The 22,483-nt window shown below is 60.8% G+C and carries 21 protein-coding genes; 10 read left to right on the plus strand and 11 right to left on the minus strand.

Annotated elements, in window-relative coordinates; all coding sequences use genetic code 11:
* Positions 1 to 337 precede the first annotated feature (337 nt).
* On the plus strand, positions 338 to 970 hold the full coding sequence (locus AB5Y47_RS00875; RefSeq protein ID WP_045521897.1) for a LysE family translocator: 633 nt from the start codon (positions 338 to 340) through the stop codon (positions 968 to 970).
* 82 nt (positions 971 to 1,052) lie between these two features.
* On the opposite strand, the gene fis is transcribed toward AB5Y47_RS00875, so the two are convergent.
* Positions 1,053 to 1,349 carry a DNA-binding transcriptional regulator Fis gene (gene fis, locus AB5Y47_RS00880; protein WP_005309538.1) on the minus strand — a complete coding sequence of 99 codons (297 nt, stop codon included), beginning with the start codon at positions 1,347 to 1,349 and terminating at the stop codon, positions 1,053 to 1,055.
* A gap of 25 nt (positions 1,350 to 1,374) precedes the next feature.
* Positions 1,375 to 2,340, minus strand: a complete 966-nt coding sequence (gene dusB / locus AB5Y47_RS00885) for a tRNA dihydrouridine synthase DusB (RefSeq protein ID WP_010675552.1) — start codon at positions 2,338 to 2,340, stop codon at positions 1,375 to 1,377.
* A gap of 290 nt (positions 2,341 to 2,630) precedes the next feature.
* Between dusB and AB5Y47_RS00890 the strand changes: the two genes are divergently transcribed.
* From AB5Y47_RS00890 to AB5Y47_RS00905, 4 genes are all read left to right on the plus strand, one after another.
* Positions 2,631 to 4,037, plus strand: a complete 1,407-nt coding sequence (locus AB5Y47_RS00890) for a TolC family protein (RefSeq protein ID WP_010675551.1) — start codon at positions 2,631 to 2,633, stop codon at positions 4,035 to 4,037.
* A 73-nt stretch (positions 4,038 to 4,110) separates the two neighbouring features.
* A complete protein-coding gene (locus AB5Y47_RS00895) occupies positions 4,111 to 5,115 on the plus strand; it encodes an HlyD family secretion protein (RefSeq protein WP_080767988.1) in 1,005 nt (334 codons plus the stop codon).
* Entirely contained in the window at positions 5,115 to 6,251 is a 1,137-nt protein-coding gene (locus AB5Y47_RS00900; protein WP_216945076.1) for an ABC transporter permease, read from the plus strand. Before AB5Y47_RS00895 ends, AB5Y47_RS00900 begins: the two co-directional genes overlap by 1 nt.
* The gene (locus tag AB5Y47_RS00905; protein WP_319883053.1) at positions 6,248 to 7,441 is read left to right on the plus strand and encodes an ABC transporter permease; all 1,194 of its coding nucleotides are present in this window, start codon (positions 6,248 to 6,250) and stop codon (positions 7,439 to 7,441) included. Before AB5Y47_RS00900 ends, AB5Y47_RS00905 begins: the two co-directional genes overlap by 4 nt.
* A gap of 56 nt (positions 7,442 to 7,497) precedes the next feature.
* Here AB5Y47_RS00905 and AB5Y47_RS00910 read toward each other — a convergent pair whose 3' ends face one another.
* The 3 genes from AB5Y47_RS00910 to AB5Y47_RS00920 form a co-directional block, all read right to left on the minus strand.
* On the minus strand, positions 7,498 to 8,133 hold the full coding sequence (locus tag AB5Y47_RS00910) for an SDR family oxidoreductase (RefSeq protein ID WP_010675547.1): 636 nt from the start codon (positions 8,131 to 8,133) through the stop codon (positions 7,498 to 7,500).
* A gap of 127 nt (positions 8,134 to 8,260) precedes the next feature.
* A complete protein-coding gene (locus AB5Y47_RS00915; RefSeq protein ID WP_010675546.1) occupies positions 8,261 to 9,115 on the minus strand; it encodes a DnaA/Hda family protein in 855 nt (284 codons plus the stop codon).
* Positions 9,116 to 9,187: 72 nt separating this feature from the next.
* A complete protein-coding gene (locus tag AB5Y47_RS00920; protein WP_039041329.1) occupies positions 9,188 to 9,862 on the minus strand; it encodes a DnaT-like ssDNA-binding domain-containing protein in 675 nt (224 codons plus the stop codon).
* Positions 9,863 to 10,137: 275 nt separating this feature from the next.
* Here AB5Y47_RS00920 and AB5Y47_RS00925 point away from each other — a divergent pair, with 275 nt between their 5' ends.
* Complete coding sequence (locus tag AB5Y47_RS00925; protein WP_029314797.1) at positions 10,138 to 11,109, plus strand: response regulator; 972 nt, start codon at positions 10,138 to 10,140, stop codon at positions 11,107 to 11,109.
* A 70-nt stretch (positions 11,110 to 11,179) separates the two neighbouring features.
* On the opposite strand, the gene AB5Y47_RS00930 is transcribed toward AB5Y47_RS00925, so the two are convergent.
* The 3 genes from AB5Y47_RS00930 to AB5Y47_RS00940 all read right to left on the minus strand — a co-directional run bounded on the left by AB5Y47_RS00930 (position 11,180) and on the right by AB5Y47_RS00940 (position 14,114).
* Positions 11,180 to 12,577 (minus strand): peptide MFS transporter, encoded by a 1,398-nt coding sequence (locus tag AB5Y47_RS00930; RefSeq protein ID WP_029314796.1) that lies wholly within the window; start codon positions 12,575 to 12,577, stop codon positions 11,180 to 11,182.
* Positions 12,578 to 12,790: 213 nt separating this feature from the next.
* Positions 12,791 to 13,702, minus strand: a complete 912-nt coding sequence (gene galU / locus AB5Y47_RS00935; protein WP_010675542.1) for a UTP--glucose-1-phosphate uridylyltransferase GalU — start codon at positions 13,700 to 13,702, stop codon at positions 12,791 to 12,793.
* Positions 13,703 to 13,796: 94 nt separating this feature from the next.
* Positions 13,797 to 14,114: a ComEA family DNA-binding protein gene (locus AB5Y47_RS00940; RefSeq protein ID WP_010675541.1), complete on the minus strand. Its 318-nt coding sequence runs from the start codon at positions 14,112 to 14,114 to the stop codon at positions 13,797 to 13,799.
* A 166-nt stretch (positions 14,115 to 14,280) separates the two neighbouring features.
* Here AB5Y47_RS00940 and cysQ point away from each other — a divergent pair, with 166 nt between their 5' ends.
* Positions 14,281 to 15,051, plus strand: coding sequence for a 3'(2'),5'-bisphosphate nucleotidase CysQ (cysQ, locus tag AB5Y47_RS00945; protein ID WP_010675540.1), 771 nt, complete (start codon positions 14,281 to 14,283; stop codon positions 15,049 to 15,051).
* 63 nt (positions 15,052 to 15,114) lie between these two features.
* Here the strand turns inward: cysQ and AB5Y47_RS00950 are convergent, their stop codons facing one another.
* The 3 genes from AB5Y47_RS00950 to AB5Y47_RS00960 all read right to left on the minus strand — a co-directional run bounded on the left by AB5Y47_RS00950 (position 15,115) and on the right by AB5Y47_RS00960 (position 17,598).
* Positions 15,115 to 15,411, minus strand: a complete 297-nt coding sequence (locus tag AB5Y47_RS00950; RefSeq protein ID WP_010675539.1) for a YciI family protein — start codon at positions 15,409 to 15,411, stop codon at positions 15,115 to 15,117.
* A gap of 24 nt (positions 15,412 to 15,435) precedes the next feature.
* On the minus strand, positions 15,436 to 15,987 hold the full coding sequence (locus tag AB5Y47_RS00955; RefSeq protein WP_010675538.1) for a septation protein A: 552 nt from the start codon (positions 15,985 to 15,987) through the stop codon (positions 15,436 to 15,438).
* A 105-nt stretch (positions 15,988 to 16,092) separates the two neighbouring features.
* Positions 16,093 to 17,598, minus strand: a complete 1,506-nt coding sequence (locus tag AB5Y47_RS00960; protein ID WP_368219614.1) for an aminotransferase class V-fold PLP-dependent enzyme — start codon at positions 17,596 to 17,598, stop codon at positions 16,093 to 16,095.
* Positions 17,599 to 17,789: 191 nt separating this feature from the next.
* Here AB5Y47_RS00960 and AB5Y47_RS00965 point away from each other — a divergent pair, with 191 nt between their 5' ends.
* The 3 genes from AB5Y47_RS00965 to AB5Y47_RS00975 all read left to right on the plus strand — a co-directional run.
* Positions 17,790 to 18,422 (plus strand): hemolysin III family protein, encoded by a 633-nt coding sequence (locus AB5Y47_RS00965; RefSeq protein WP_039041319.1) that lies wholly within the window; start codon positions 17,790 to 17,792, stop codon positions 18,420 to 18,422.
* Between the two features lie 121 nt (positions 18,423 to 18,543).
* Positions 18,544 to 20,205 carry a putative transporter gene (locus tag AB5Y47_RS00970; protein WP_010675535.1) on the plus strand — a complete coding sequence of 554 codons (1,662 nt, stop codon included), beginning with the start codon at positions 18,544 to 18,546 and terminating at the stop codon, positions 20,203 to 20,205.
* 222 nt (positions 20,206 to 20,427) lie between these two features.
* On the plus strand, positions 20,428 to 22,483 hold a 2,056-nt coding region (locus AB5Y47_RS00975), incomplete at its 3' end, for a retention module-containing protein (protein ID WP_324042637.1).

A 22,483-nucleotide genomic window follows, 5' to 3' on the forward strand; every position in this document is an offset into this window, starting at 1 on the left:
TAGTGTGGCATTCGCCATGCGAGAGTAGGACACTGCCAGGCACCCAATACAAGAAACCCCGCTCACTCGAGCGGGGTTTTTTATTGCCTGAAATTTATTTTTTAGATAATAAGTCTGGTTAATGCGCAAAACACAGTCTATTGTATCGATAAACATTGTTATTCAGCCAGTATCACTGTCTTTCAAACGGCTCAATCTCTCTTTCTCACCAGGTTGAGCGTCAAGTATCTCCGGCTCAAGCGCTATTCCCTTCCTTGATAATCACTATCGCTGGAAACGGGAGTGACAAGTACCTCAGGATCCATAGACTGTTTCTTTCATGTACAAGGAGCTGTCTATGTTGGGGATCCACGATTTGGCGTTGTTTGTCGTTTCTGGCCTGCTGCTGAACATGATGCCTGGGCCTGACTCCCTGCTCATCATGCTGCGCAGCGGCTCCCAGGGATGGCGTGCAGGGTCCATGGCGGCATTGGGTATCGGGACAGGTACCATGGTACATGTGTTGGCTGCGGCGCTGGGACTGTCTGCCCTGTTGAGTGCCTCCGCCGAGCTGTTTGCCGTCATCAAGCTGATGGGGGCGCTCTATCTGGTCTATCTCGGCGTGTCCATGCTCTGGCAGAGGAGTGGCACTTCAACGTCTGTGGATGGGGCTGTGGCGCTGCCTGCGCTCTCTTATGGGCGCATCTTCCGGCAGGGGTTGCTCACCAATGTCCTCAATCCCAAGGTGGCGCTCTTTTTTCTCGCTTTTGTGCCCCAGTTCATCGATCCCGCTTCACCGCAAAAGGCGATGGCATTCATCGTGCTGGGCTGCATCTTCAATCTCAACGGCATGATCTGGTGCCATCTGCTGGCGTTTTCCACCGCGTTTGCAAGCCGCAAGGTGCGACTACCCACCCGGGTGGCCACCTGGCTGAATCGTGTGATGGGGGGGCTGTTCGTGGGGCTTGGTATCAAGCTGGCGGTGGAGTGAGCAGGTAAACACCGGGCATAGAAAAAGGCGTATCCCATCGCTGGGATACGCCTTCGTCTGCACTGCAGCAGAATGACCGGGATCAGTTCATGCCGTAACGCTTGAGTTTCTTGCGCAGGGTGCCGCGGTTGATGCCCATCATCACGGCGGCGCGAGTCTGGTTGCCACGGGTGTACTGCATGATCACGTCCAGCATGGGAGCTTCGACTTCGGAGAGAACCATATCGTACAGATCAATCACTTCCTGACCGTTCAACTGGGCCAGGTAGTTACGCAGGGCCTGTTGCACAGAGTCACGCAGGGGGCGTTGGGTCGGCTCGGCAGCGTGATTGTGAGTAGTTGTTACCAATGCATCAGAAGTCAGGGTTTGTTCGAACATATTCGGTCGGCTCTTTAGTTATGCGTTAACCTAATCCATCGAAATACGCTTCGAGTGCCTCGAGTTGTGCGTCTGCACAATCCAGGGCATTGAAGTGCTTACGGAATTCTCGGCCCGCCTCTTCTTCATCCAGATACCAGCCCACGTGTTTACGGGCAATGCGCGCTCCCAGATAGGCACCGTAAAACTGGTGCAGATTGGTGACATGCTCGTTCATCAGGGTGCGAACCTCTTCCCTGTCGGGAGGCGGCAGCTTGGTGCCCGTTTCAAGAAAATGGCGGATTTCCCGGAAAATCCAGGGTCGTCCTTGCGCAGCACGGCCGATCATCACGGCGTCGACACCGGTATAGTCGAGGACATACCGGGCTTTCTCCGGGCTATCGATGTCGCCATTGGCGACAACAGGAATCGATACGGCCTGCTTAATCGCCCTGATAGTGTCGTACTCCGCTTCGCCCTTGTAGAGGCAGGCACGGGTACGACCATGCACGGCAAGGGCCGCGATACCGCAATCTTCGGCGATTCGGGCGATCTCCTCGCCATTGCGGTTATCCGGATCCCATCCTGTGCGGATCTTCAAGGTGACAGGTACTTCCACCGCATCCACCACGGCCCGGCAGATGGATCTGACCAGGTCTGGCTGACGCAGCAGGGCGGAACCTGCCAGCTTCTTATTCACTTTTTTTGCCGGACATCCCATGTTGATGTCGACGATCTGAGCGCCCTGCTCCACGTTGTAGCGGGCAGCAAACGCCATCATCTCGGGGTCGGCACCGGCAATCTGGACCGATCGCAAGCCGCCTTCAGCAGAGTGATCCATTCTCATCCGGGTTTTCTGGGTATCCCAGACATCCGGGTTGGCCAGCAGCATCTCGGAAACGGCCATACCGGCTCCCAAACGTAAACAAAGTTCACGAAATGGTCGGTCTGTTACACCGGCCATGGGGGCCACGATCAGGGGAGTTTCAAGCGTGTGGGGACCTATCTGCATTCCACGGTTACCATCGGCTTAGGGCGGCGTATATTACGCATTTTTTAGTCAGGAGAAAAGGTTAGTATTTGAGCGTCAGCCATTTTTTTCTGAAAAAAACGTCGCGCCAAGGCTTGCAAATTCAGGAGTGCTTGAAAATCGGACATATTGTCTGTGACCATGGTCAGGGGGGCGCGAGTGAGGGGGATGGTGATTTGTGAGTCTCCCTCTCATGCCGGTTTAGGCTATGATAGCGGGCCTGAATTGAGCAAAGGCTCTACACAATTTCATTACAAACGGATCGGGGATGTATGACGGCAAAGTTCATCAAATCGCTCTGCCCATGCCTGCTGGGTGTCGTGCTGGGGTCGGCCCAGGCGCAGACGGTCAGCTTTACCGAGGCCTGGAGCCGGGTCATCCAGCAGGATGACGGCTTGGCGGCAGAGCAGGCCGGGGTGGAGAGGGCCCAGCAACTGCGGGAGGCGGCCAAGGCCATGTACCTGCCCAAGGTGGATGTGGGGGCAAGCTATACCCATCTCGATCAGCCGATGGAGCTGGACATGCTGGATCTCAACCCCATCGCCAATCATCCGGAATTCGGCAAGGTCCTGGGGCCCGTGATGCAGGCACTCAACCTCAGCCCGAGCGATTTTGTCACCCCCCTCACCAAGCAGAACGTGGTGACCAGTTCGGTCAAGATGCTATGGCCGCTCTTTACCGGCGGGCGCATCGATGCGGCCCAGGATATTCGTCAGGCCCAGGTGAGCGAGGCTGAGCAGTTGCTGGTGCTTAAACAGCAGTCCACCTTCGAGAGCCTCTCCCAGACCTACTTCGGGGTGGTGCTGGCGGCGCAGGTGGTGCAGACCAAGCAGGAGATCGAGCAGGGACTGGCACACCATCTGGATCATGCCAAGAAGCTCGAAGCCCAGGGGCAGATCGCCAAGGTGGAGCGCCTTTCGGCCCAGTCTGCCTATGACAGGGCACGTATCGATACCCAGAAGGCCAGGCGCAGCCTGGAGATCGCCCAGCTGGCGCTCGGCCACATGCTCAAGCTCAAGCAGGCTGAGCCCAATACCGCCCTCTTCATCAACGAAGGGATGCCAGCCTTGTCTCCCTTCGTGGAGGAGACCCTGTCGGTGCATCCCGGTCTCAAGCTGTTGACGGCCAAGAAGGAGCAGGCCCAGGGGATGATCAAGCTGGAGAAGGGCAAATACGCCCCCGAGCTCTTCCTGTTCGGCAACTACAACCTCTATGAAGATGATTCCATCGTCTCCAAGACCACACCGGACTGGCTGGTTGGTGTCGGGGTCAGCATGCCGTTGGTGAGTCGTGATGGCCGCTCCGAGACGGTCCAGGCAGCCAAGAGCGCCGAACTCCAGGTCAACCTGCTGCAAGCCAAGACCCGCCAGGATCTGGAGCTGCTGGTCGAGAAGACCTGGCGCGAGGCTGCCCAGGGACTGGAGGAGTATCACTCTCTCTCCTCAACCCAGGCGCTGGCCGAGGAGAACGTGCGGTTGCGTGACAAGGCATTCGGTCAGGGGCTCTCCACTTCCCTTGATGTGGTCGATGCCCAGACCCAGCTTGCCGGGGTCAAGACCCAGCGCGCCGCCGCCGCCTATCAATACGTGATCTCCCTGGCCCGCCTGTTGGCACTCTCCGGTCAGATGAACAGTTTCAACCAGTATCAGCATGGTCAGGCGATCGAGGTGAACTCATGATCGCGCTCTCTTCCATTCCGTTATTCATGTCCGTTTCGACCGCCAAGGGTCGCCCGTTTGCCGAGGTGAATTCATGAGTCATCCCCCCATCAAGAAGAAGATGAGCCAGGGCAAGCCCTGGCTGCTGCCACTGGCGCTGGTATTGCTTGTGCTCTGGCTTGGATGGCGCTTCTGGCTGGCCTATCAGCCGGAGCCGGTGCGTCTGCAGGGGCAGATAGAGGCGCAGCAGTATTCGGTCTCTTCCAAGGTGGCGGGTCGCATCGACGAGGTGCTGGTGAAGAAGGGGGATCAACTGGCCAGGGGCCAACTGGCGTTCACTCTGGCGAGCCCGGAGATCGAGGCCAAGCTGAGTCAGGCCAAGGCCGGGCAGGCCGCGGCGGGTGCAATGGCCGAAGAGGCCGAGAAGGGGGCGCGAGTGCAGCAGATCGCGGCCGCCAAGGATCAGTGGCAACAGGCCAAGGCGGCTGCCCTGCTTCATGGCAAAACCTACGAGCGCATTGCCAGCCTGCATCGGGATGGCGTGATGTCGCTGCAAAAGCGTGACGAGGCCTGGACGGCCTGGCAGGCGGCGAAGTACAGCGAGGGCATGGCCTGGCAGCAATACCAGATGGCACTGGAAGGGGCGCGGGAAGAGACCAAGATAGCGGCCCGCGAGCAGGCCAAGATGGCGGCTGGCGGCGTGGCGGAAGTGGAAGCCTATCTGGCCGATACCCGCATCGCCAGCCCACACGAGGGGGAAGTTGCCCAGGTGCTGTTGCGTAGCGGCGAGCTGGCTCCCCAGGGCTTCCCCGTGGTGACCTTGCTCGACATGAAGGATGCCTGGGCCCAGTTCCATGTCCGTGAGGACCTCTTGCCAAGGTTCCCGGTCGGTACCGAGTTTGATGCCCGTATTCCCGGCCTGGGGGATCAGCTGGTGCGCTTCAAGGTGACCCATGTGGCCGTGATGGGGGATTTCGCCACCTGGCGTGCCACCGACACCCGCCAGGGGTTCGACATGAAAAGCTTCCAGGTGGAAGCGCGCCCCTTGCAGCCGGTTGATGGGCTGCGGGTCGGCATGAGCGTGCTGGTCGAGCTCTGATGGGGCGCGAATGGCGGTTGCTCTGGCAGGACCCGTTCGGCCGGGCGCTGGCGAGCTGGGTCCCCTTGCTGCTGATAGGGATCCTGTGCTGGATCTTTTCAGCCGGCCTGGCGCGGGATCTCAAGGTCGGTCTGGTGGATCTGGATCGCAGCCCCCTCTCCCGACAACTGGCGTTCTCTCTCGATGGCTCCGCCGGGCTCAAGATAGCGCAGCAGTTTGACGCCATCGACGAGGGGGCCAGGGCACTGCGAGGGGGAGACATCTATGCCCTGGTGGTGATCCCCCATCACCTGGAGCGGGATGCCCGGCAAGGCACTCAGCCGCAGGTCACCGTGTTCAACAATGGCCAGTTCATCCTGATTGCCAAGCTGGTCAACTCCGCACTGGCCCAGGTGGTGGGAACTCTCAATGGTCAGGTAGGGGGGTTGGAGGCCATGGCCGACGGCAAGACGCTGCCCGGTGCCCTGGGACAATCCGTACCCATTGCGAGCCAGGTTACCGCGCTCTACAACATCAATTCCAGCTACGCCCAGTTTCTGCTGAGCGCCCTGCTGCCTGCGGTGTGGCAGATCCTGGTGGTGCTCTATGGCCTGAACGCCCTGGCCCGCACCGATCGCCTCGGGTTGGACTGGACCACCAGAGGGGTCTGGTTCGGCCTCTGGCGTACCCTGCTGCCCCATGTGCTCATCGGCTGGGGGTGGGGTCTGGCGTGGAGTCTGCTGCTGTTCAAGGGGCTTGGGTACCCCATGCAAGGCAGTTGGCTGGTGCTGACGGCGGGGCTGGGACTGGCGTCAGCCGCTTGCGTCACCATGGGGGCCTTCTTCTACGCCATCATCCGGGATCCGGCGCGGGCGCTCTCTCTGGCCGGCGCCTACACGGCGCCGGGATTTGCCTTCATGGGGGTCACCTTTCCGGTCACCGCCATGGGTGATGTGGCCCAGTTCTGGCGCAGCCTGCTGCCCATCTCCCACTATGTGGAGCTGCAGATCGGGCAAACCAACTACGGTCAACCGTTGACGGCGGCCCTGCCCCAGCTCGGGGCTCTGCTGCTGTTTCTGCTGCCCCTGTTGCTGGTGGTACACCGTTACCGGACGCCGTCGGGCGCGGCCCTGCCCCATGAGGAGTCCAGACCATGATGGGATTCTGGGATCTGATGCGCCTTGAGCTGCGCACCCTCTTGGCGGATCGCGCCATCATGCTGACCCTGTTTGGCGGCGTCTTCTTCTACTCTTTCCTCTACCCCCAGCCCTACCTGCACCAATTGCCCAGGGAAGAGCCCGTGGTGGTGGTCAACGAGGATGGCAGCCAGCTCTCCCGCCAGCTGGAGTTCATGGCCGATGCCACGGCGCAGGTGAAACTGGTGGCCCGTGCCGGTTCGCTCGACGAGGCCCGCCAGATGATGCTGACCGGCAAGGCGAGCGGCATCTTGCACATTCCCCGCCACTTCTATCGGGATCTGATGCTGGGCAGGAGCGTGACCCTGGGTTATGCCGGGGATGCCTCCTACTTCCTGGTCTATGGCACCATTGCCGAAGGGCTGGCCCAGGCGGGGGGCACGCTTGCCGCCCAGGTGAAGGTGGCCAGGCTGTTGAGCCAGGGTGAGGCGCTGCCCCAGGCCGCCATGGGCTGGAACGCGGTGGCCCTCAATGTGCTGCCGGTATTCAACCCCACCATGGGCTATGTGAACTACGTGGTGCCTGCGGTATTCGTGCTGATCCTGCATCAGGTGTTGCTGATGGGGACCGGCATCCTGGGGGCGACCCAGAACCAGCGCAGCCGCCGTGGCGAGTCAGGCTACTGGCAACATGCTCCCGTGCCGGCCTTGTTGCTGGCCCGCACCCTGGTGGTGGGGGCTCTTTTCGTCCTTCCGGTGACCTACTTCTTCGGCTTCTGCTTCGATCACTACGGTATTGCCCGCACCGCTGTACCCGGCGAACTCTGGCTCTTTACCCTGCCGTTCCTGTTGGCCACCACCTGGCTCGGGATCGTGCTCGGCGCCCTGTTCACCCGCCGTGATCTACCGACCCAGGTGGTGCTTGTCTCCTCTTTGCCGCTGGTCTTCCTGGCCGGCTTTATCTGGCCCCTTGAGCTCATCCCGGCCCCCCTCAACTGGCTGGCCCAGTGGGCACCGAGCACGCCGGCCATCGAGGGATTCCTGCGCCTCAATCAGATGGGGGCCGACTTTGCCCAGGTCTCCCGCTACTGGTGGCAGTTGTGGGGACTGGCGCTGCTGTATGGCGCTCTGGCGTGCTGGTTGCTCCGCTGGCGTCAACCGTGCCTTGCAACGCGGCCGGATGATGGGGCGACAGCGTCTTCCACCGACTAGGCGCCTTGCAACAACACGGTCAGCCACTGGGCTGACCGTGTTGCCATTCACAGGGATCATGGCTGATTCAGACCCGGATCGCCGATGGCATAGATCTGGCCGCACGCCTCCTGGTCGGTGAGCAGTTGCAAACCCCGTATCGCCACATCCTGGCGCCTGACCAGGCCATGCCTCTCTAGCCCCTGGCTCAGGATGGCCTGACCCGTGGGCTCCCCATCCTGCAACCCTGCGGGGCGTAAAATGGTCCACGCCAGGGGGCTTGTCTGCAGCCAGCTTTCCGCCAGGCTCTTGAGGCGTACCTCGTGTCCGAAGGCGGCGCGAGCCCGCTCGGGCAGGTATTGCCAGCTGTCGCCACAACCGAGGGAGGTGACCAGCAGCAGGCGGCTGAGCCCGGCGCGCTCCATCTCGTCGATCACATGGCGGTTGCCCTGATAATCCACCGGTGCACTCTGGCGAAAGCTGCCGAGGGTGGAGACTACCCGGGCATCCCTGTCCGCCAAGCGGCAAGCCTGGGCCACGGCCTGGGGGTCCAGGGCATCCCCGATGACGACCTCGACTCCCAGGGTATGCAGCTCGCTGGCCATGTCGGCATGGCGCACCAGGGCAACGACCCTGTGGCCCAGTTGCAGTGCGTGGTCGGTGAAGGCGCGGCCCAGTCCTCGACTGGCACCGAAGATGAGTGTGGTTGGCATGACAGGCCCTCTCGAACAAAAGAGCAAGCCTAGAGCCTGGATGGCTCTCTGTAAATGAGAGTGGTTTTTATTTGTGAGGTGCAGGGGATATGAAGGGCCGGACATCAGGGACGCCGGCCCGACGGGATCAACCGTTGTAATGGCCGATGCTGGGACGGCGGCTGGGTCCGCTCAGGTGGATGTCCACCGGATTGAACGCCTTGATCGCCTCATAGCTGAAATCACCGATGGCCTGATGCAGGCTCTGGGGGCTGTGGTTGGTGATGATGATGACGCTTTTGGACAGGTTGCGACGACGGCGCAGCAGGTGGCCGAGGAAGCTGGACTGACTCTCGGCCATCTTGGCACGGTTGGCCGCCACCTCGTCGATGATCAGCAGGTCCACCTCTTCCAGGGCGCGGCGGTACTGGTTACGCTCCTCCTGATCCTGGATGACGTTGAAAAAGAGCCTGTCCACGATGGAGGCCCACTGCTGGAAGATCACCGACTTCTGGTGGCGCGCGATCAACTCGTGGGCCACGGCACCCGCCAGGGTGGATTTGCCGGTGCCGTAATCGCCGTAGATCAGCATGCAGCCCCCGCCGCTCTTCTCCCAGTGCTCGAAACCGCTGATGAAGTAGCGGGCTGTCTCGATGGGGTATTGCAGGGCCGGGTCACCGGAATCCATCTTGTCGAAGATCCAGTCCGGATTGAGGTCGGCCTGGGCGATCAGCTTCTGGATCCGCTCCTGGCGGGCGGCCTTCTGCAACTCGCGCACTTCGGCATTGGCCTTGGCGTCGTACTCCTTGCGCAGGGTCTCGTAGTCGTACTGGCTGCCGCCGGTTGCGGCCCGCAGTCGGAGAATACGTTGCTGCAGGCTGCTGACGTGACGCTTGAGCTCGGGATCATGAGCCCGTTGCTCCTGTCTTGCCTTGGCGATTTTCTGGCGTTTGGCCTCGATCTCTTCCAGTGCCTGGCGCATCGGGTCGTGCGGATCTGTCATGGAATTCTCCTTCTGCTAGGGCTGTGGCTGGATGGGCAGGGGGTCAATAGTGCACTTCGTGGCCGCCTGGTATCAATCATTCTCCGGCTCCTGAGCTTGTGCCAGCCGTTTGGCCTCATCGATCATCTCTTGCGCCCGGCGGCTCGGGCCAGCCTCTACCGGGGCTGGCGCGACCTGCTGGTACCCGGTGACCACGGTCGCCGGGCGGCGGGCGTAGCGCCGACTCTTGAGGGCCCGAATAAATTTCAACATCCACTGGTGCTGGGAGTCGAACACCTCGGGGCGGCCGAGCCAGTAGGCGATGAACTCCCCGAGATCCTCTTCGCTGTAGCTGGCATCGATCACCCCGCACAGGCGTGCGAGAGCAGGCAGTTCTTCGTCCGGACGCCACTGCAGGTGCATCTGGAACGGGCGTGCCGGCAGAGGGCTGCGCACCCGCTGGCTCAGCAACGGCAACTGGAAAGGGCACTGGTGGTAGTGCTCACTGTCAGCCTGGGCCTCGACCTGAAGCAGTTCGGCTTCCATCAGCTCGTCGAGCAGTTCGGTCAGCTGGCGAGCGTTGACCTGATAGCTGAAACCACCGGGATTGCCCGGATCGACGACAGCCAATGCCCGGCCAAGCTCGGGATAGTTGAGTCGGGCCAGCCGATTTTCCAGCACCAAGCGGCGCAGTTGCAGGGTATAGAGGCTGCGGGCCGGATGGGAGAGTCTGGGATGGGCGAGGGCGCTGTATTCGGCTGGCGTCATGGTCTGCTTCACGATCTGGAGTGGAGGGCATTATCCCTCATGGCGGTGCCTCATACAATTCATGGTGCCGACCTGCGAGATAACGGCTGCCGGGCGACGGTTGCCGACCATCTCTGCGCAAGGGGGCGATCAAAATAGTCGGACCATTTCAAACGCTTGGCAGATACCAAGGCCAGCCCGGCTCGCTGCTCGACAATATTGTGTGGCGGTATCCAGCGCCCATGATCTAGTCTTAATGCTCAAATAACCATTTGACTAATAAGAGCTTTGTCAAGATGTCAAAAGCCGGACTACGGATCTTGGTGGTAGAAGACGAAGCGGTTTTTCGCCACTCACTGGTATCTTATCTCGAGCACGACGGGGCCTGCGTCTTTCAGGCAGAAGACGGAATTGAGGGGCTCTCTGCCGCAGCGCTCTATCACCCCGATGTGGTGTTGTGTGATCTGAACATGCCGAACATGGATGGCCATGAGGTGATTGCCTGCCTTACCGCCCGCTATCCACAGGTGCCCGTCATCGTCATCTCCGGTCAGGATCAGATGGCTGCGATCGAGCGTGCGCTGCGGGCGGGGGCCAGGGACTTCTTCATCAAACCGGTGAATGACTATGAGCAGATCCGCCGCAGCATCGAGCAATGCCTGACAAACCTCGGGCATCAGAGCCAGCAGCTGGAACTGATGGAGCACATCGACTTCTTCCGTGGCCACGATCTGGCGAGCAGTCGGCTGCTCGCCTGGTTGGCGCCCCCTGGCATGCAGGAGTGGGGGCCCTGGCAGGTCACCTTTGCCGGCATGGGCAATCTCTTCATCCCGGATACCTTCAAACTGGACGACAAGCTGCTGGTACTGGTGATGGAATTGCCCATCCTCGGTGTGGATGCGGCCTTCTGTGGTGCCTTGGTGCGATCCCTGATGAACGGCCCCTATCGCCAATACCAGCAACAGGAGAGCCTGCTGTTGACCCAGCCACACCGATTGCTGGATTACCTCAATCTGCAACTGCTGGAGTCGGGCCTGCGTCACTCCTTTGCCATGGCGGCCCTGCTGTTCGATCAGGAAGATGGGCTGCTTTTTGCAAATGCCGGGCTCACCTCACCTCACTGGTTGATGCGTGCAGGGGGGTTGCCGCTCGGCTTGATGCGCAGCAGTCGCTACACGTTGCACAGGCGAAGCTGGCACGAGCCCTTTGATCTGCAGTTTCGCAGTGACAGCGGCAGCGCCCTGACGATGCAGGTTCGTCACCACTGACGCAGTGAAGTGAACACATGCAAACAGGGCGCCCATGGGCGCCCTGTTTGGTATCTGCTGTCCTGACCGGTCAAACGGTCGCGGAGTGCAGTTTCTGCTCTTGTTCTTCGGGCTCTTTGGCCGGGCCTTCGGCACCGTGCATCCAGTAGACCAAGCGGTTGGCCATGGTCAGCAGGATGAGGGCGCTGATCACGGCGGCCAGTGCGATGCCACCGAAGATGGCCATGGCACCGGATTCGCCGACGAAGGATCCGATGAAGCCGGCGGCATAGTTGGCCAGGGCCACGAAACCGAACCAGGCACCCATCATCAGGGAGGCCAGGCGCAGCGGAGCCAGCTTGGTCACCATGGAGAGACCGATGGGGGAGAGGCAGAGCTCACCCAGGGTATGGAACAGGTAGGCACCGACCAACCAGAACATGGAGGTCTTGACAGCCTGATCACCACCTTGCTCCAGCACGGCACCGATCATGAACAGGAAGCCGACGGCCAGGAATAGCAGGCCCATGGCGAATTTCACCGGGGAGTTCGGCTCTTTCTTGCCGAGCTTGATCCAGATGGCGGCCACGACAGGGGCCAGGGTGATGATGAAGAAGGGGTTCAGGGACTGGAACCAGGCGGTCGGCACTTCGAAGCTGCCGATCATGCGGTCGGTATACTCCTGGGCATACAGGTTCATCAGACCACCGGCCTGCTCGAAGCCGGCCCAGAAGATGATGGTGAACAGGCCCAGTACCAGGATCACCTTGATGCGATCCACTTCCTGTTTGGTCAGGGGCGCTTTTTGCTCCTTGGAGCGCTGCAGGGCGGCACGCTGGGCGGCGGGCACACGGCCGATGTCGCCAAGGAAACGCTGGGCCATGGTGGCCTGCACGACCAGGGAGAGCAGCATGCCGATACCGGCGCTGACGAAGGCGGCTTGCCAGCCATAGGCGGTGGCGGCGGCGCCGCAGATCACGCCGGCCAGGAGGGAGCCCAGGTTGATGCCCATGTAGAAGATGGTGAAGGCGCCGTCACGACGGTGATCCCCTTCTTTATACAGGTCGCCCACCATGGTGGAGATGTTCGGTTTGAACAGGCCGTTGCCCACGATCAGCAAGCCAAGGCCGGCATAGAAGACGGTGTTGACCATGTCAGGGAACATGGCGTGAGGCAGTGCCAGGGTAAACTGGCCGGCGGCCATCAGCACGGCACCGAACAGGATGGCACGGCGCTGGCCCAGGAAGGTATCTGCGAGCCAGCCGCCGATGATGGGAGTGATGTAGACCAGACCGGTATAGATGCCGTACAGCTTGAGGGCGTCGGCCTGGGTCCAGCCCATGCCACCGTTGGCGGTCAGGTCGGTCAGATAGAGGACGAGCACGGCACGCATGCCGTAATAGGAGAATCTCTCCCACAGTTCGGTACTAAAGAGCAAAAAAAGCCCTTTAGGGTGACCTAAAAAGGTCCCTTTGGACGGGTTATTCATTGGAACTTCCACCTGTGTCTTATATTTTTTTAGAAATTTTATGCAAGGGCTAGGAACAAGCCTTAATCCTTATAGAACAAGCGACTTTAAATTACAATATTATGATTTAGCGATATTTTATCTATCAATGGTTGAATATTTGTTTATAAAATGAAAAAGGGCATCGAATGATGCCCAGTTTTTTATTCTGCTTATCTTGTAAATATTCAGAGATTACAGCTCTTTGGCAAACTGCTTCAGCCAGCTGGTGAATTCTTTGCTGAGTTCCCGATGGCGCACGGCGTATTCCACATTGGCCTTCATGTAACCGAGCTTGCTGCCGCAATCGTGGCTGCGTCCCTTCATGAAGTAGGCATTGACCTGCTCCTTTTCCATCAGCATGGCGATGGCATCGGTCAGCTGGATCTCGTCGCCGGCGCCGGCCGGGGTTTTTTCCAGCAAGGGCCAGATATTGGCCGAGAGCACATAGCGACCGACCACGGCCAGGTTGGACGGGGCTTCATCCCGGGGCGGCTTCTCGACGATGGCCTGCATCGGCAGGGACATGCCTTCGCTCAGGGCTTCCCCCTTGATGTCGGCGATGCCGTATTTGTCCACTTCGCTCTCGGGGACGGCTTCCACCATGATCTGGCTGATCTGCTCCTCTTCGAACAGATGCACCATCTCCGCCAGGTTGTCCTGCTTCAGATCGCTGGCCACCTCGTCGATGAGCACATCCGGCAGCAGCACGGCGAAGGGTTGATCCCCGATGAGGGGGCGGGCACACAGTACTGCATGGCCCAGGCCTTTTGCTTCCCCTTGACGCACGTGCATGATGGTGACGTCTTTGGGACAGATGTGCTGAACCTCTTCCAGCAGTTGGCGCTTGACCCGCTTCTCCAGGGTCGCCTCCAGCTCGAAGCTCTTGTCGAAGTGGTTCTCGATGGAGTTCTTGCTTGAATGGGTCACCAGGATGATCTCCTTGATGCCGGCGGCGATGGCTTCGCGCACCACATACTGGATCAGCGGCTTGTCGACCACGGGCAGCATCTCCTTGGGGATGGCCTTGGTGGCGGGCAGCATGCGGGTACCCAGACCGGCAACGGGGAGAACGGCCTTGCGAACAACGAGCGGTGTCTTTTTCATGGAGTGAGTCCGAAGATACAAAGTGGGCTCATGATACCCGAAGAAAAATAGGGCAGCCACAGGCTGCCCTCGGGATGATAGGGATTCAAACCGGTTACTTGACGATAATCATGTCCCGGTTTGCTTCCAGCGTGGCAGGTCCGATGCCACTGACGTCCGCCAGTTGATCGACGGAGGTGAACTTGCCCTGCTTCTCCCTGTGGTCGATGATGGCCTGTGCCTTCTTCTCGCCAATGCCTTTCAGGGCGGTGAGCTCGCCGGCACTGGCGGTATTGAGATTGATCTTGCCGCTCTCCTTGACTTGGGTGGTGGCCACAGGCTTGGTCGCCGCCTTGTCGGCGGCCAGCAGAGGTTGGCTCAACAGGGGGAGGCAGCTCAGCAGCAGTGCGGCGATCAGGGTCTTCTTGTTCATGTTTCACATCCTTATGAATCTGCCTTAGTGGCATATTTATCATTAGCTGTGTTGCGCCACTTTTTGTCTGTCAGTTTTGACACTGTATAAGTCAGTGCAAACGGCTATAAGCCGAAGATACTCACTCGGTTACACTGACCAACCCTTTGAGCGAGAACTCTTTTCCATGTATCTACCCGCCATTTCCGAACTGGAGCCCATCGCCCGCGCCGCCGGTGAGGCCATCATGTCTATCTACAGTCAGCCCTTTGCGGTGGAGTACAAGCAGGACGAGAGCCCGCTGACGGCGGCGGACAAGGGGGCCCACGAGGTGATCGTTCAGGCGCTGGCGCGTCTCACTCCCGATATCCCGGTGTTGTCGGAAGAGTCCTCCCCCGAGGTGATGGCTGCGCGACTCGGCTGGCCCCGTTACTGGTTGGTGGATCCTTTGGATGGCACCAAGGAGTTTGTCTCCCGCAACGGCGAGTTCACGGTGAATATCGCCCTGATTGAACAGGGGACCCCGCGCTGGGGGCTGGTCTATGCCCCGGTACTGGACAAGCTCTGGTATGGGGGCAAGGGGATTGGCGCCTGGCGTGTGGCTGATGGCAGGCACGAGGCCATCCAGACCCGCCCTCATGACGCTGGGCAAGTGTGGCGCGTGGTGGGCAGTCGCAATCACCTGTCGCAGGAGACACTCGAGTATCTGGCCCGTTTTGGCGAACTGGAGCGGGGCGAGATCGAGCTGGTTTCCATGGGCAGCTCTCTCAAGTTTTGCATCATTGCCGAGGGGGAGGCCGAGCTTTACCCGCGGCTCGCACCGACCTGCGAGTGGGATACGGGGGCAGCTCAGGCGGTACTGGAAGGGGCGGGGGGCAGCGTCACCCAGCTCGATGGTTCGCCGCTTTGCTACAACAAGCCCGATATCCTCAATCCCTGGTTTGTGGCCAGGGCATGAGTCATCATCGGATACGAAAAGGCCGGACAGTGTCCGGCCTTTTTCTTGTCAGCCTCGATGGGCTCAGAAGACTTTCTTGAACGGTTTGATGGTCACTCTGGCGTAGACCCCTGCCGCAACATAGGGGTCCGCATCGGCCCAGGCCTGGGCGTCGGCCTGACTGGCAAAGTCGGCGATGACGGTGCTGCCGGTGAAGCCCGCATCGGCCGGATCCTCGGCATCGATGGCCGGGTTGGGGCCGGCCGTCAGCAGTCGGCCCTCATCCTGCAAGGCTTGCAGGCGGGCCAGGTGGGCAGGGCGTGCCAGCTTGCGCTGGGGCAGGCTGCCCGCGACATCTTCGGAGTAGATCAGATACCACATGGAACAATCCCTTTCTGGTTGCGGTTATTTTTTCTGTTCTGCGTTCTGCTCGGCCGGCATGTGGCGATAGAGATAGACGCCGCTGAGCAGGGTGAAGACCAGGGTCATGCCCAGCAGGCCGAACACCTTGAAGTTGACCCACATCTCCTGGGAGAGGTTGAAGGCCACGTAGAGGTTGAGCAGACCGCACAGGGTGAAGAAGCCGACCCAGCCGAGATTGACGTTGTCCCAGACCCGGTCGGGGGCTTGGAGCTCCTTGCCCAGCATCTGCTTGATGAGGTTCTTGCCAAAGCCATAGCGGCCGATGAGCAGGGCGAGGGCAAAGAGCACATTGATGACGGTCACCTTCCACTTGATAAAGGCATCGTCGTGGAAGAAGACGGTGAGGCCGCCGAAGAAACCGACCAGCACGAAGGTGAACAACTGCATCTTCTCGACCCGGCGATAGCGAAGCCAGCTGTACAGGAGTTGCAGGCCAGTGACGACCACCAGGGCGCCAGTGGCGGTGTAGATGTCGTAAAACTTGTAGACCGCGAAGAAGACGATCAGGGGGATGAACTCGATAAACTGCTTCATGCTGGGCTCTAACCTCAAAATTTCACTCAGTGTACCTGCCCGTCAGACAACGGCAAATGAATAAGACCGTCCATTCTGCAGGCAGTTCCTTCCCGGGGCGGCGGGTTACTCGAACAGCTGGCTGGCAATCTGGTTGCCAAGGCGCACCTGATCGTCCAGCAATGCGCGTATGTCTGCTTCCTCGATGAGGGGGTTGAGCAGGACGGCGCGCAGCAGCGTGAGCGGTTGCTCGCCATAGCGGGAGACTGCGCGCTGGGTGCGTGAGACGAAGCTGTGCCCTTCGGCGCGCTGGGCTTTTTGCAGGGCGACGTTGAAGAGATTGATCTGTTCGTTGGCCGCCACATCGGGCACCTGACCTTGCAGGTGGGGCGGAATGCATCGGTAGGAGAGCAGGTTCATGACAGGTGTCGACATCAGCTCGAAGGCGGGACTGGCGTCGATGAGCGCGGCCATTCGCCGCGCCCTGTCGTAGTTGGCGTCGATGAGTTGGGCATAACCCTGCTGTCCCAGCATCTGGAAGGCGGCATCCAGATAGAGCGCGTTGGCGGGACGGGTCCCCTCCAGAGTGAAACGCCCCTGATCGAAGGAGGTGGCGCGGATGGCGTAGGGAGCCTCGCGCTTCACCGTCATCATCAGGTCCGGTTGGCGGCAGAGCAGCATGCCGGTACCGAGCGGGACCAGCAACTGCTTGTGACCGTCAAGGGTGACGGTATCGGCGTGCTCTATCCCCGTAAGCAATCCCTGATAGCGGGGCGAGAAGAGGGTCGGGCCACCCCAGGCCGCGTCCACGTGGAAGTGGATTTGCTCGCGCCGGGCGATGGCGGCCAGTTCCGGCAGCGGGTCGACGGAGCCAAAATCCGTGCTGCCAGCCACGCCGACCAGCGCCAGCACCTTGAGCTTCTGCTCCCTGCATTGTTGAAGGGCCTGTTCCAGTGCCGCCAGACTGAGCCGGTTGTGCTCGTCTGTGTCGAGACGCCAGACGCTGCGAGCCCCGAGTCCCAGCAGATCCATCCCCTTGTCGAAGGAGTAGTGCATCAGCCGCGATCCCAGAATGACGGCGCCGCGATAGCCCTGCTCGGCGAGGGCGAACAGGTTGTCGCCACAGGCCCGGTTGCGGGCCAGCCAGAGAGCGGTGACGTTGGCGATGGTACCGCCACTGGTCATGACGCCGAGGGCTGCATCCTTGGCATGCATCTGGGCTGCATAGAAGGCGTCGTCCTGGCGGTAGACCAGACGGTGCAGCTTGGCCAGCACTTCCCGCTCCAGAAAGCTCAGCAGACGGGAGGACTCCATCTTCATCGGGTTCTGGTTGAGCATCACCAAGAGCCGGGAGAGCTCGGCGGTGAAGGCCGGCAGCGGTGCCGTCATGTGTCCCATGTAGCGGGGAGAGGTGAGGTGCGATGCCCCGGGTACCAGGGTGGCGAGCCGTGCCAGATAGTCCCGGGGAGAGATGCCGATGGCGGGCATGCACGACTGATCGAGCTGGTGGGTGAAGCTGCCCCGCTGATAGGGGGCCTGACTGTCGTCGGAATGATGGAAATGCTCCAGCAGGGCCGTCATGGCCTTGCCGAAATCAGGATCCGGTTGTGTAAACAGTTCAGTGAGCTTCATCGGGTTCTCCAGACCAGATTGTCGGGCAGACGCGGCCATCCGCATGGGCGGCGTCGGCGGCAGAGCATACACCAAAGGGGCGGGGGGCACAGCCATCTCTGGCCCTCCCTCTCCTCGCCCCTTTATTTTCAGCTAACACTTGTAGCCTGAAACGTCGGCCGCTAGAGTGGGCCGGTAATGGGTTGGAGGTAATGATGGATGTGACGGGGTACTCCCCACGGGAAGAGTGGGCGAATCGCCTCAGCCATGGGCTGGGGCTGTTGCTGGGCGGACTGGGGCTGGTCTTGCTGCTGCACAAGGGGTGGGATCAGGGGCCCAGGGTACTGCTGAGCTACGGCGTCTACGGTGCCAGCCTGGTATTGCTCTATCTCGCTTCGACGCTCTATCACAGCGTGAGCTCGGTGGCGGCCAGACGCTGGAGCAAGCTGTTCGATCACTGCGCCATCTATCTGCTGATCGCCGGCACTTATACCCCCTTCCTGCTGGTGGCGCTCGATACGCCGCTGGCGCAAGGACTGATGGTGGTGATCTGGGGGCTGGCCCTGGCGGGGGTCGTGTTCAAGCTGATCTTCATCAATCGTTTCAAGAAGGTGTCGCTATTTACCTATCTGATGCTGGGCTGGCTGTCGCTGGTGGTCATCTACCAGCTCTATCTGCATCTGGATGGTACCGGGCTCCTGCTGCTGGGGCTGGGTGGTCTCATCTACAGCCTGGGAGTGATCTTCTATGTGGCTAAGCGCATTCCCTACAACCACGCCATCTGGCACCTGTTTGTGCTGGGTGGCAGTCTGTGCCACTTCATGGCCATTTATGGCTACATCTGATGGCTAACCCTTAATTGGTATTTTTGTGCTCATGAAAGCCTGAATTCGTGCGGCACCCCACAGTTGCCCCCTTCGTTTGCTGACAAGCTAGTGCCAGTTCAGTTTGGAAAGGATACAAACGATGAGTGAGATCGCGCTTTCCATCAGCATGCTGTCGCTGGTGGCAGTGCTGGGGCTCTGGCTGGGAAACTGGCGGGTCTATGGCGTGGGTTTGGGTATCGGCGGGGTGCTGTTCGGCGGCATCATAGTGGGCCACTTCGCCGGCTTGTCCGGCTTGAAGCTGGATGAGCAAACACTTCATTTTATTCAGGAATTCGGCCTGATCCTGTTCGTCTACACCATAGGCATCCAGGTCGGTCCCGGCTTCTTTTCCTCCTTGCGCAGTTCGGGCCTCAAGCTCAATGGCTTCGCGGCCCTGCTGGTTCTGCTCGGCTGCCTGGTGGCGGCAGCGTTGCACCAGCTGTTCGATGTACCGCTGCCAGTGATCCTCGGGGTCTTTTCCGGGGCCGTGACCAATACCCCGTCCCTGGGGGCTGGCCAGCAGATCCTGGCGGAGCTCGGGGCGGATCCTGGCTCCACCGGCCTGATGGGGATGGGCTATGCGGTGGCCTACCCGTTCGGGATCTGCGGCATCCTGCTCACCATGTGGCTCATCCGTATGTTCTTCCACATCAAGATTGAGGAGGAGGCGGTCGCTTTCGAGCAGCAGGCTGGCAAGACCAAGGAGAGTCTGCAAACCATCAACATTGCCGTGCGCAATCCCAATATGCATGGCCTGATGCTCCGCGAGATCCCGAGTCTGGACGAGGCGGACGTCATCTGCTCCCGACTCAAGCGTGGCGACGAACTGATGGTGCCAAAGCCCGACTCGCGCATCGAACTTGGCGACCTGCTGCACCTGGTGGGGGAGCGCCATGCCCTGCACAAGGTGCTGCTGGTGCTTGGAGAGGAGGTAGACACCTCCCTCTCCACCCGCGGGACCGATCTGCGGGTCGAGCGGGTGGTGGTCACCAATGAGCAGGTGCTCGGCAAGCGGATCCGCGATCTCGACATCAAGCAGAAATACGATGTGGTCATCTCGCGCCTGAATCGGGCCGGCATCGAGCTGGTGCCAACCAGTCAGACCAGTCTGCAGTTCGGTGATATCTTGAACCTGGTGGGGCGGCTCGATGCCATCGAGGCGGTCACCAGCGTGGTGGGCAACGTGCAGCAGAAACTGCAGCAGGTGCAGATGCTGCCCGTCTTCATCGGCATCGGGTTGGGGGTATTGCTCGGATCCATTCCCTTCTACCTGCCGGGATTCCCGGCGGCGCTCAAGCTGGGGCTGGCAGGGGGACCGCTGGTGGTGGCGCTCATCCTGTCTCGTATCGGCAGCATCGGCAAGCTCTACTGGTTCATGCCGCCGAGCGCCAACCTGGCGCTGCGGGAAATAGGCATAGTGCTCTTCCTGGCGGTGGTGGGGTTCAAGTCCGGGGCCGGCTTCATCGACACCCTGATCAACGGCGACGGTCCCGCATGGATGATGTACGGTGTGGCAATCACCCTCATCCCGCTGCTGCTGGTGGGTGTGCTGGCACGCCATTATGGCAAGCTCAACTACCTCACGCTATGCGGTCTGCTGGCCGGCTCGATGACGGATCCTCCCGCTCTGGCATTTGCCAACGGCATGCACCCCACCAGTGGTGCCAGCGCACTCTCTTACGCGACCGTCTACCCCCTGGTGATGTTCCTGCGGATCATCTCGCCCCAGCTGCTGGCCATCCTGCTCTGGGCCGGTGTCTGACACCTCACGAGACGGGAGCCGATGAGGCTCCCGTCTTCGTTTTGTCACAATTGATGCTATTGATTTAATTAATTTTATTTATCTTCTGCGTCCCTTCGTTTTCGCCCCGAAACCCGGCTTCATTTCGGTCTGTTCATTCGATTTTTCTCACTGGTTTATGGCCTGATAAACGGGCACATTGGAGGCTGGAGCAATATGCCCTTCGATATTTCAGGAGAAACCATGAGCAATCAGCGCATCGTATTGGATCAGGATGTCGTCGTTACCCACTTGCAAGGCAAAATGTATCTGGTCGCCGCCGACGGGAGCCAGAGACTCGTTGCAGAAGGCGATGTACTGCCCAAGGATGCGGTATTGCTTGCGCCCGAAGGGGCCAGCTTCCAGGGAGGGGAGACCACGTTCACCCTGGGTTCCGGCGAGCGCCCCGAACAGGGTGACGCCGTGCTGGCGAACGCGGGTACGCCCGATGACATCGCCGCCTTGCAGCAAGCGATTCTGGACGGGACCGACCCCACCAAGGCATTCGAAGCGTCGGCGGCGGGCGGAGCCCCGGCCGCAGGCAATGCGGGGGGCGTGGCTGGTGCCAGCGGCAACGGCGGTTTCGTCACTATCGATCGTACCGGTGATGCAACCATCTCCAGCGCAGGCTTTGACAGTGCGAACCCGGCTGACGCGGCGCCGCTGGTGGATGCGCAAAGCAGTGAGGATGAGCTGGTCGACCTCACCGCTCCCGTCATCACCGTCTCTGCCCCCGACAACACCAACGATCGGACGCCGACCCTGACCGGCACCACGGATGCTCCCGCTGGCAGCACGGTGACCCTGGTGGTGACCGATGCCAACGGCAATCAACAGACCCTGACCGCTACGGTACAACCGGATGGCAGCTTCAGCGTGGATGTCACCTCACCGCTGGCCGAAGGGGGCTATCAGGTGACGGCCTCCGTGACCGATCCGGCCGGCAACACCGGCACCGCGACCGATGATGGCAGCGTGGACACTACGGCCCCGATCGTGACGGTGAATGCACCGGACAATACCAATGACAACACCCCGACCATCACGGGTACCACGGACGCCGCCCCCGGCAGCACGGTGACCCTGACGGTGACCGATGCCAACGGCAATCAGCAGACCCTGACCGCCACGGTACAACCGGATGGCAGTTACAGCGCGGATGTCGTGACACCGTTGCCGGATGGAGGCTATGACGTGACGGCCAGCGTGACTGATCCTGCTGGCAACAGAGGCACGTCGAGCGACGATGGTAGCGTGGACACCACGGCGAACATCACGGTGAGCCTGGATGACGTGAACGCGGCCAATGTGGCCAACACGCCCATCAGCGGCACCTCCGATGTTGGCCCGGGTCGTACCGTGACCCTGGTGATCAGCGATGCCACCGGTAAGAGCGTGACAGTCACTGCCGTCACCGATGCCGATGGCAACTACCAGACCCGCGCCGATCTGAGCGGGCTGGCTGATGGCAACCTGACCGTGGTGGCCAGCGTTACCGACGCGGCGGGCAACCCGGCCAGCGCCACCGACGACACTACCTTGCTCGATACCACGCCACCGGATGCCAGCATCACCCTGGATGGCAACATCACCCCTGACGACGTGATCAACGCGGCCGAGTCCAAGCAGGACATCGCCGTGACCGGTCGTGTGGGTGGCGACGTGAAAGAGGGCGACACCGTCACCCTGACAGTCAATGGCAAGGCCTTCACCGGTCTGGTCTTGGCCGACAAGACTTTCAGCATCAATGTGCCGGGTAGCGAGCTGGTGGCCGATGGGGACAAGGTGATCGACGCCAAGGTCACCACCACCGACGCGGCGGGCAACAGCACCACCGTGACCGATACCGAGGGTTACAGCGTCGACACCCTGGCCCCGAGCGTGGTGGTCCACATCGTTGACGACCAGCTGACCGTGGGTGAAACCAGCGACGTCACCTTCACCTTCAGCGAGAAGGTGACCGGGTTCGAGCTGGGCGACCTGACCGTGGTGGGCGGCACAGTGACCGGGCTGACCACCTCCGATGGCGGCAAGACCTGGACCGCGACCTTCACTCCGGATGCGCACTTCACGGGCACCGCCAGCGTGACCGTGAAGGAGAACAGCTACACCGATCTGGCGGGCAACAAGGGGACCGGCGGCAGCGACAGTGCGGCCATCGACACCGAGGCGACCGGTGCGCCGACCGTGGTCATCACCGAAGACGTGAACAACGACGGCACCATCAGCAACACCGAGATCAGCGGCAAGGTGGACGTGG

This window comes from Aeromonas sp. R7-2 (genome assembly GCF_040908105.1).
Taxonomy (GTDB): domain Bacteria; phylum Pseudomonadota; class Gammaproteobacteria; order Enterobacterales; family Aeromonadaceae; genus Aeromonas; species Aeromonas caviae.

What these genes read in the sequence shown, in the direction of transcription:
- AB5Y47_RS00875 (WP_045521897.1), top strand. Translation starts at nt 338, where the DNA reads ATGTTGGGGATCCACGATTTGGCGTTGTTTGTCGTTTCTGGCCTGCTG.
- fis (WP_005309538.1), bottom strand. Translation starts at nt 1,349, where the DNA reads ATGTTCGAACAAACCCTGACTTCTGATGCATTGGTAACAACTACTCAC.
- dusB (WP_010675552.1), bottom strand. Translation starts at nt 2,340, where the DNA reads ATGCAGATAGGTCCCCACACGCTTGAAACTCCCCTGATCGTGGCCCCC.
- AB5Y47_RS00890 (WP_010675551.1), top strand. Translation starts at nt 2,631, where the DNA reads ATGACGGCAAAGTTCATCAAATCGCTCTGCCCATGCCTGCTGGGTGTC.
- AB5Y47_RS00895 (WP_080767988.1), top strand. Translation starts at nt 4,111, where the DNA reads ATGAGTCATCCCCCCATCAAGAAGAAGATGAGCCAGGGCAAGCCCTGG.
- AB5Y47_RS00900 (WP_216945076.1), top strand. Translation starts at nt 5,115, where the DNA reads ATGGGGCGCGAATGGCGGTTGCTCTGGCAGGACCCGTTCGGCCGGGCG.
- AB5Y47_RS00905 (WP_319883053.1), top strand. Translation starts at nt 6,248, where the DNA reads ATGATGGGATTCTGGGATCTGATGCGCCTTGAGCTGCGCACCCTCTTG.
- AB5Y47_RS00910 (WP_010675547.1), bottom strand. Translation starts at nt 8,133, where the DNA reads ATGCCAACCACACTCATCTTCGGTGCCAGTCGAGGACTGGGCCGCGCC.
- AB5Y47_RS00915 (WP_010675546.1), bottom strand. Translation starts at nt 9,115, where the DNA reads ATGACAGATCCGCACGACCCGATGCGCCAGGCACTGGAAGAGATCGAG.
- AB5Y47_RS00920 (WP_039041329.1), bottom strand. Translation starts at nt 9,862, where the DNA reads ATGACGCCAGCCGAATACAGCGCCCTCGCCCATCCCAGACTCTCCCAT.
- AB5Y47_RS00925 (WP_029314797.1), top strand. Translation starts at nt 10,138, where the DNA reads ATGTCAAAAGCCGGACTACGGATCTTGGTGGTAGAAGACGAAGCGGTT.
- AB5Y47_RS00930 (WP_029314796.1), bottom strand. Translation starts at nt 12,577, where the DNA reads ATGAATAACCCGTCCAAAGGGACCTTTTTAGGTCACCCTAAAGGGCTT.
- galU (WP_010675542.1), bottom strand. Translation starts at nt 13,702, where the DNA reads ATGAAAAAGACACCGCTCGTTGTTCGCAAGGCCGTTCTCCCCGTTGCC.
- AB5Y47_RS00940 (WP_010675541.1), bottom strand. Translation starts at nt 14,114, where the DNA reads ATGAACAAGAAGACCCTGATCGCCGCACTGCTGCTGAGCTGCCTCCCC.
- cysQ (WP_010675540.1), top strand. Translation starts at nt 14,281, where the DNA reads ATGTATCTACCCGCCATTTCCGAACTGGAGCCCATCGCCCGCGCCGCC.
- AB5Y47_RS00950 (WP_010675539.1), bottom strand. Translation starts at nt 15,411, where the DNA reads ATGTGGTATCTGATCTACTCCGAAGATGTCGCGGGCAGCCTGCCCCAG.
- AB5Y47_RS00955 (WP_010675538.1), bottom strand. Translation starts at nt 15,987, where the DNA reads ATGAAGCAGTTTATCGAGTTCATCCCCCTGATCGTCTTCTTCGCGGTC.
- AB5Y47_RS00960 (WP_368219614.1), bottom strand. Translation starts at nt 17,598, where the DNA reads ATGAAGCTCACTGAACTGTTTACACAACCGGATCCTGATTTCGGCAAG.
- AB5Y47_RS00965 (WP_039041319.1), top strand. Translation starts at nt 17,790, where the DNA reads ATGATGGATGTGACGGGGTACTCCCCACGGGAAGAGTGGGCGAATCGC.
- AB5Y47_RS00970 (WP_010675535.1), top strand. Translation starts at nt 18,544, where the DNA reads ATGAGTGAGATCGCGCTTTCCATCAGCATGCTGTCGCTGGTGGCAGTG.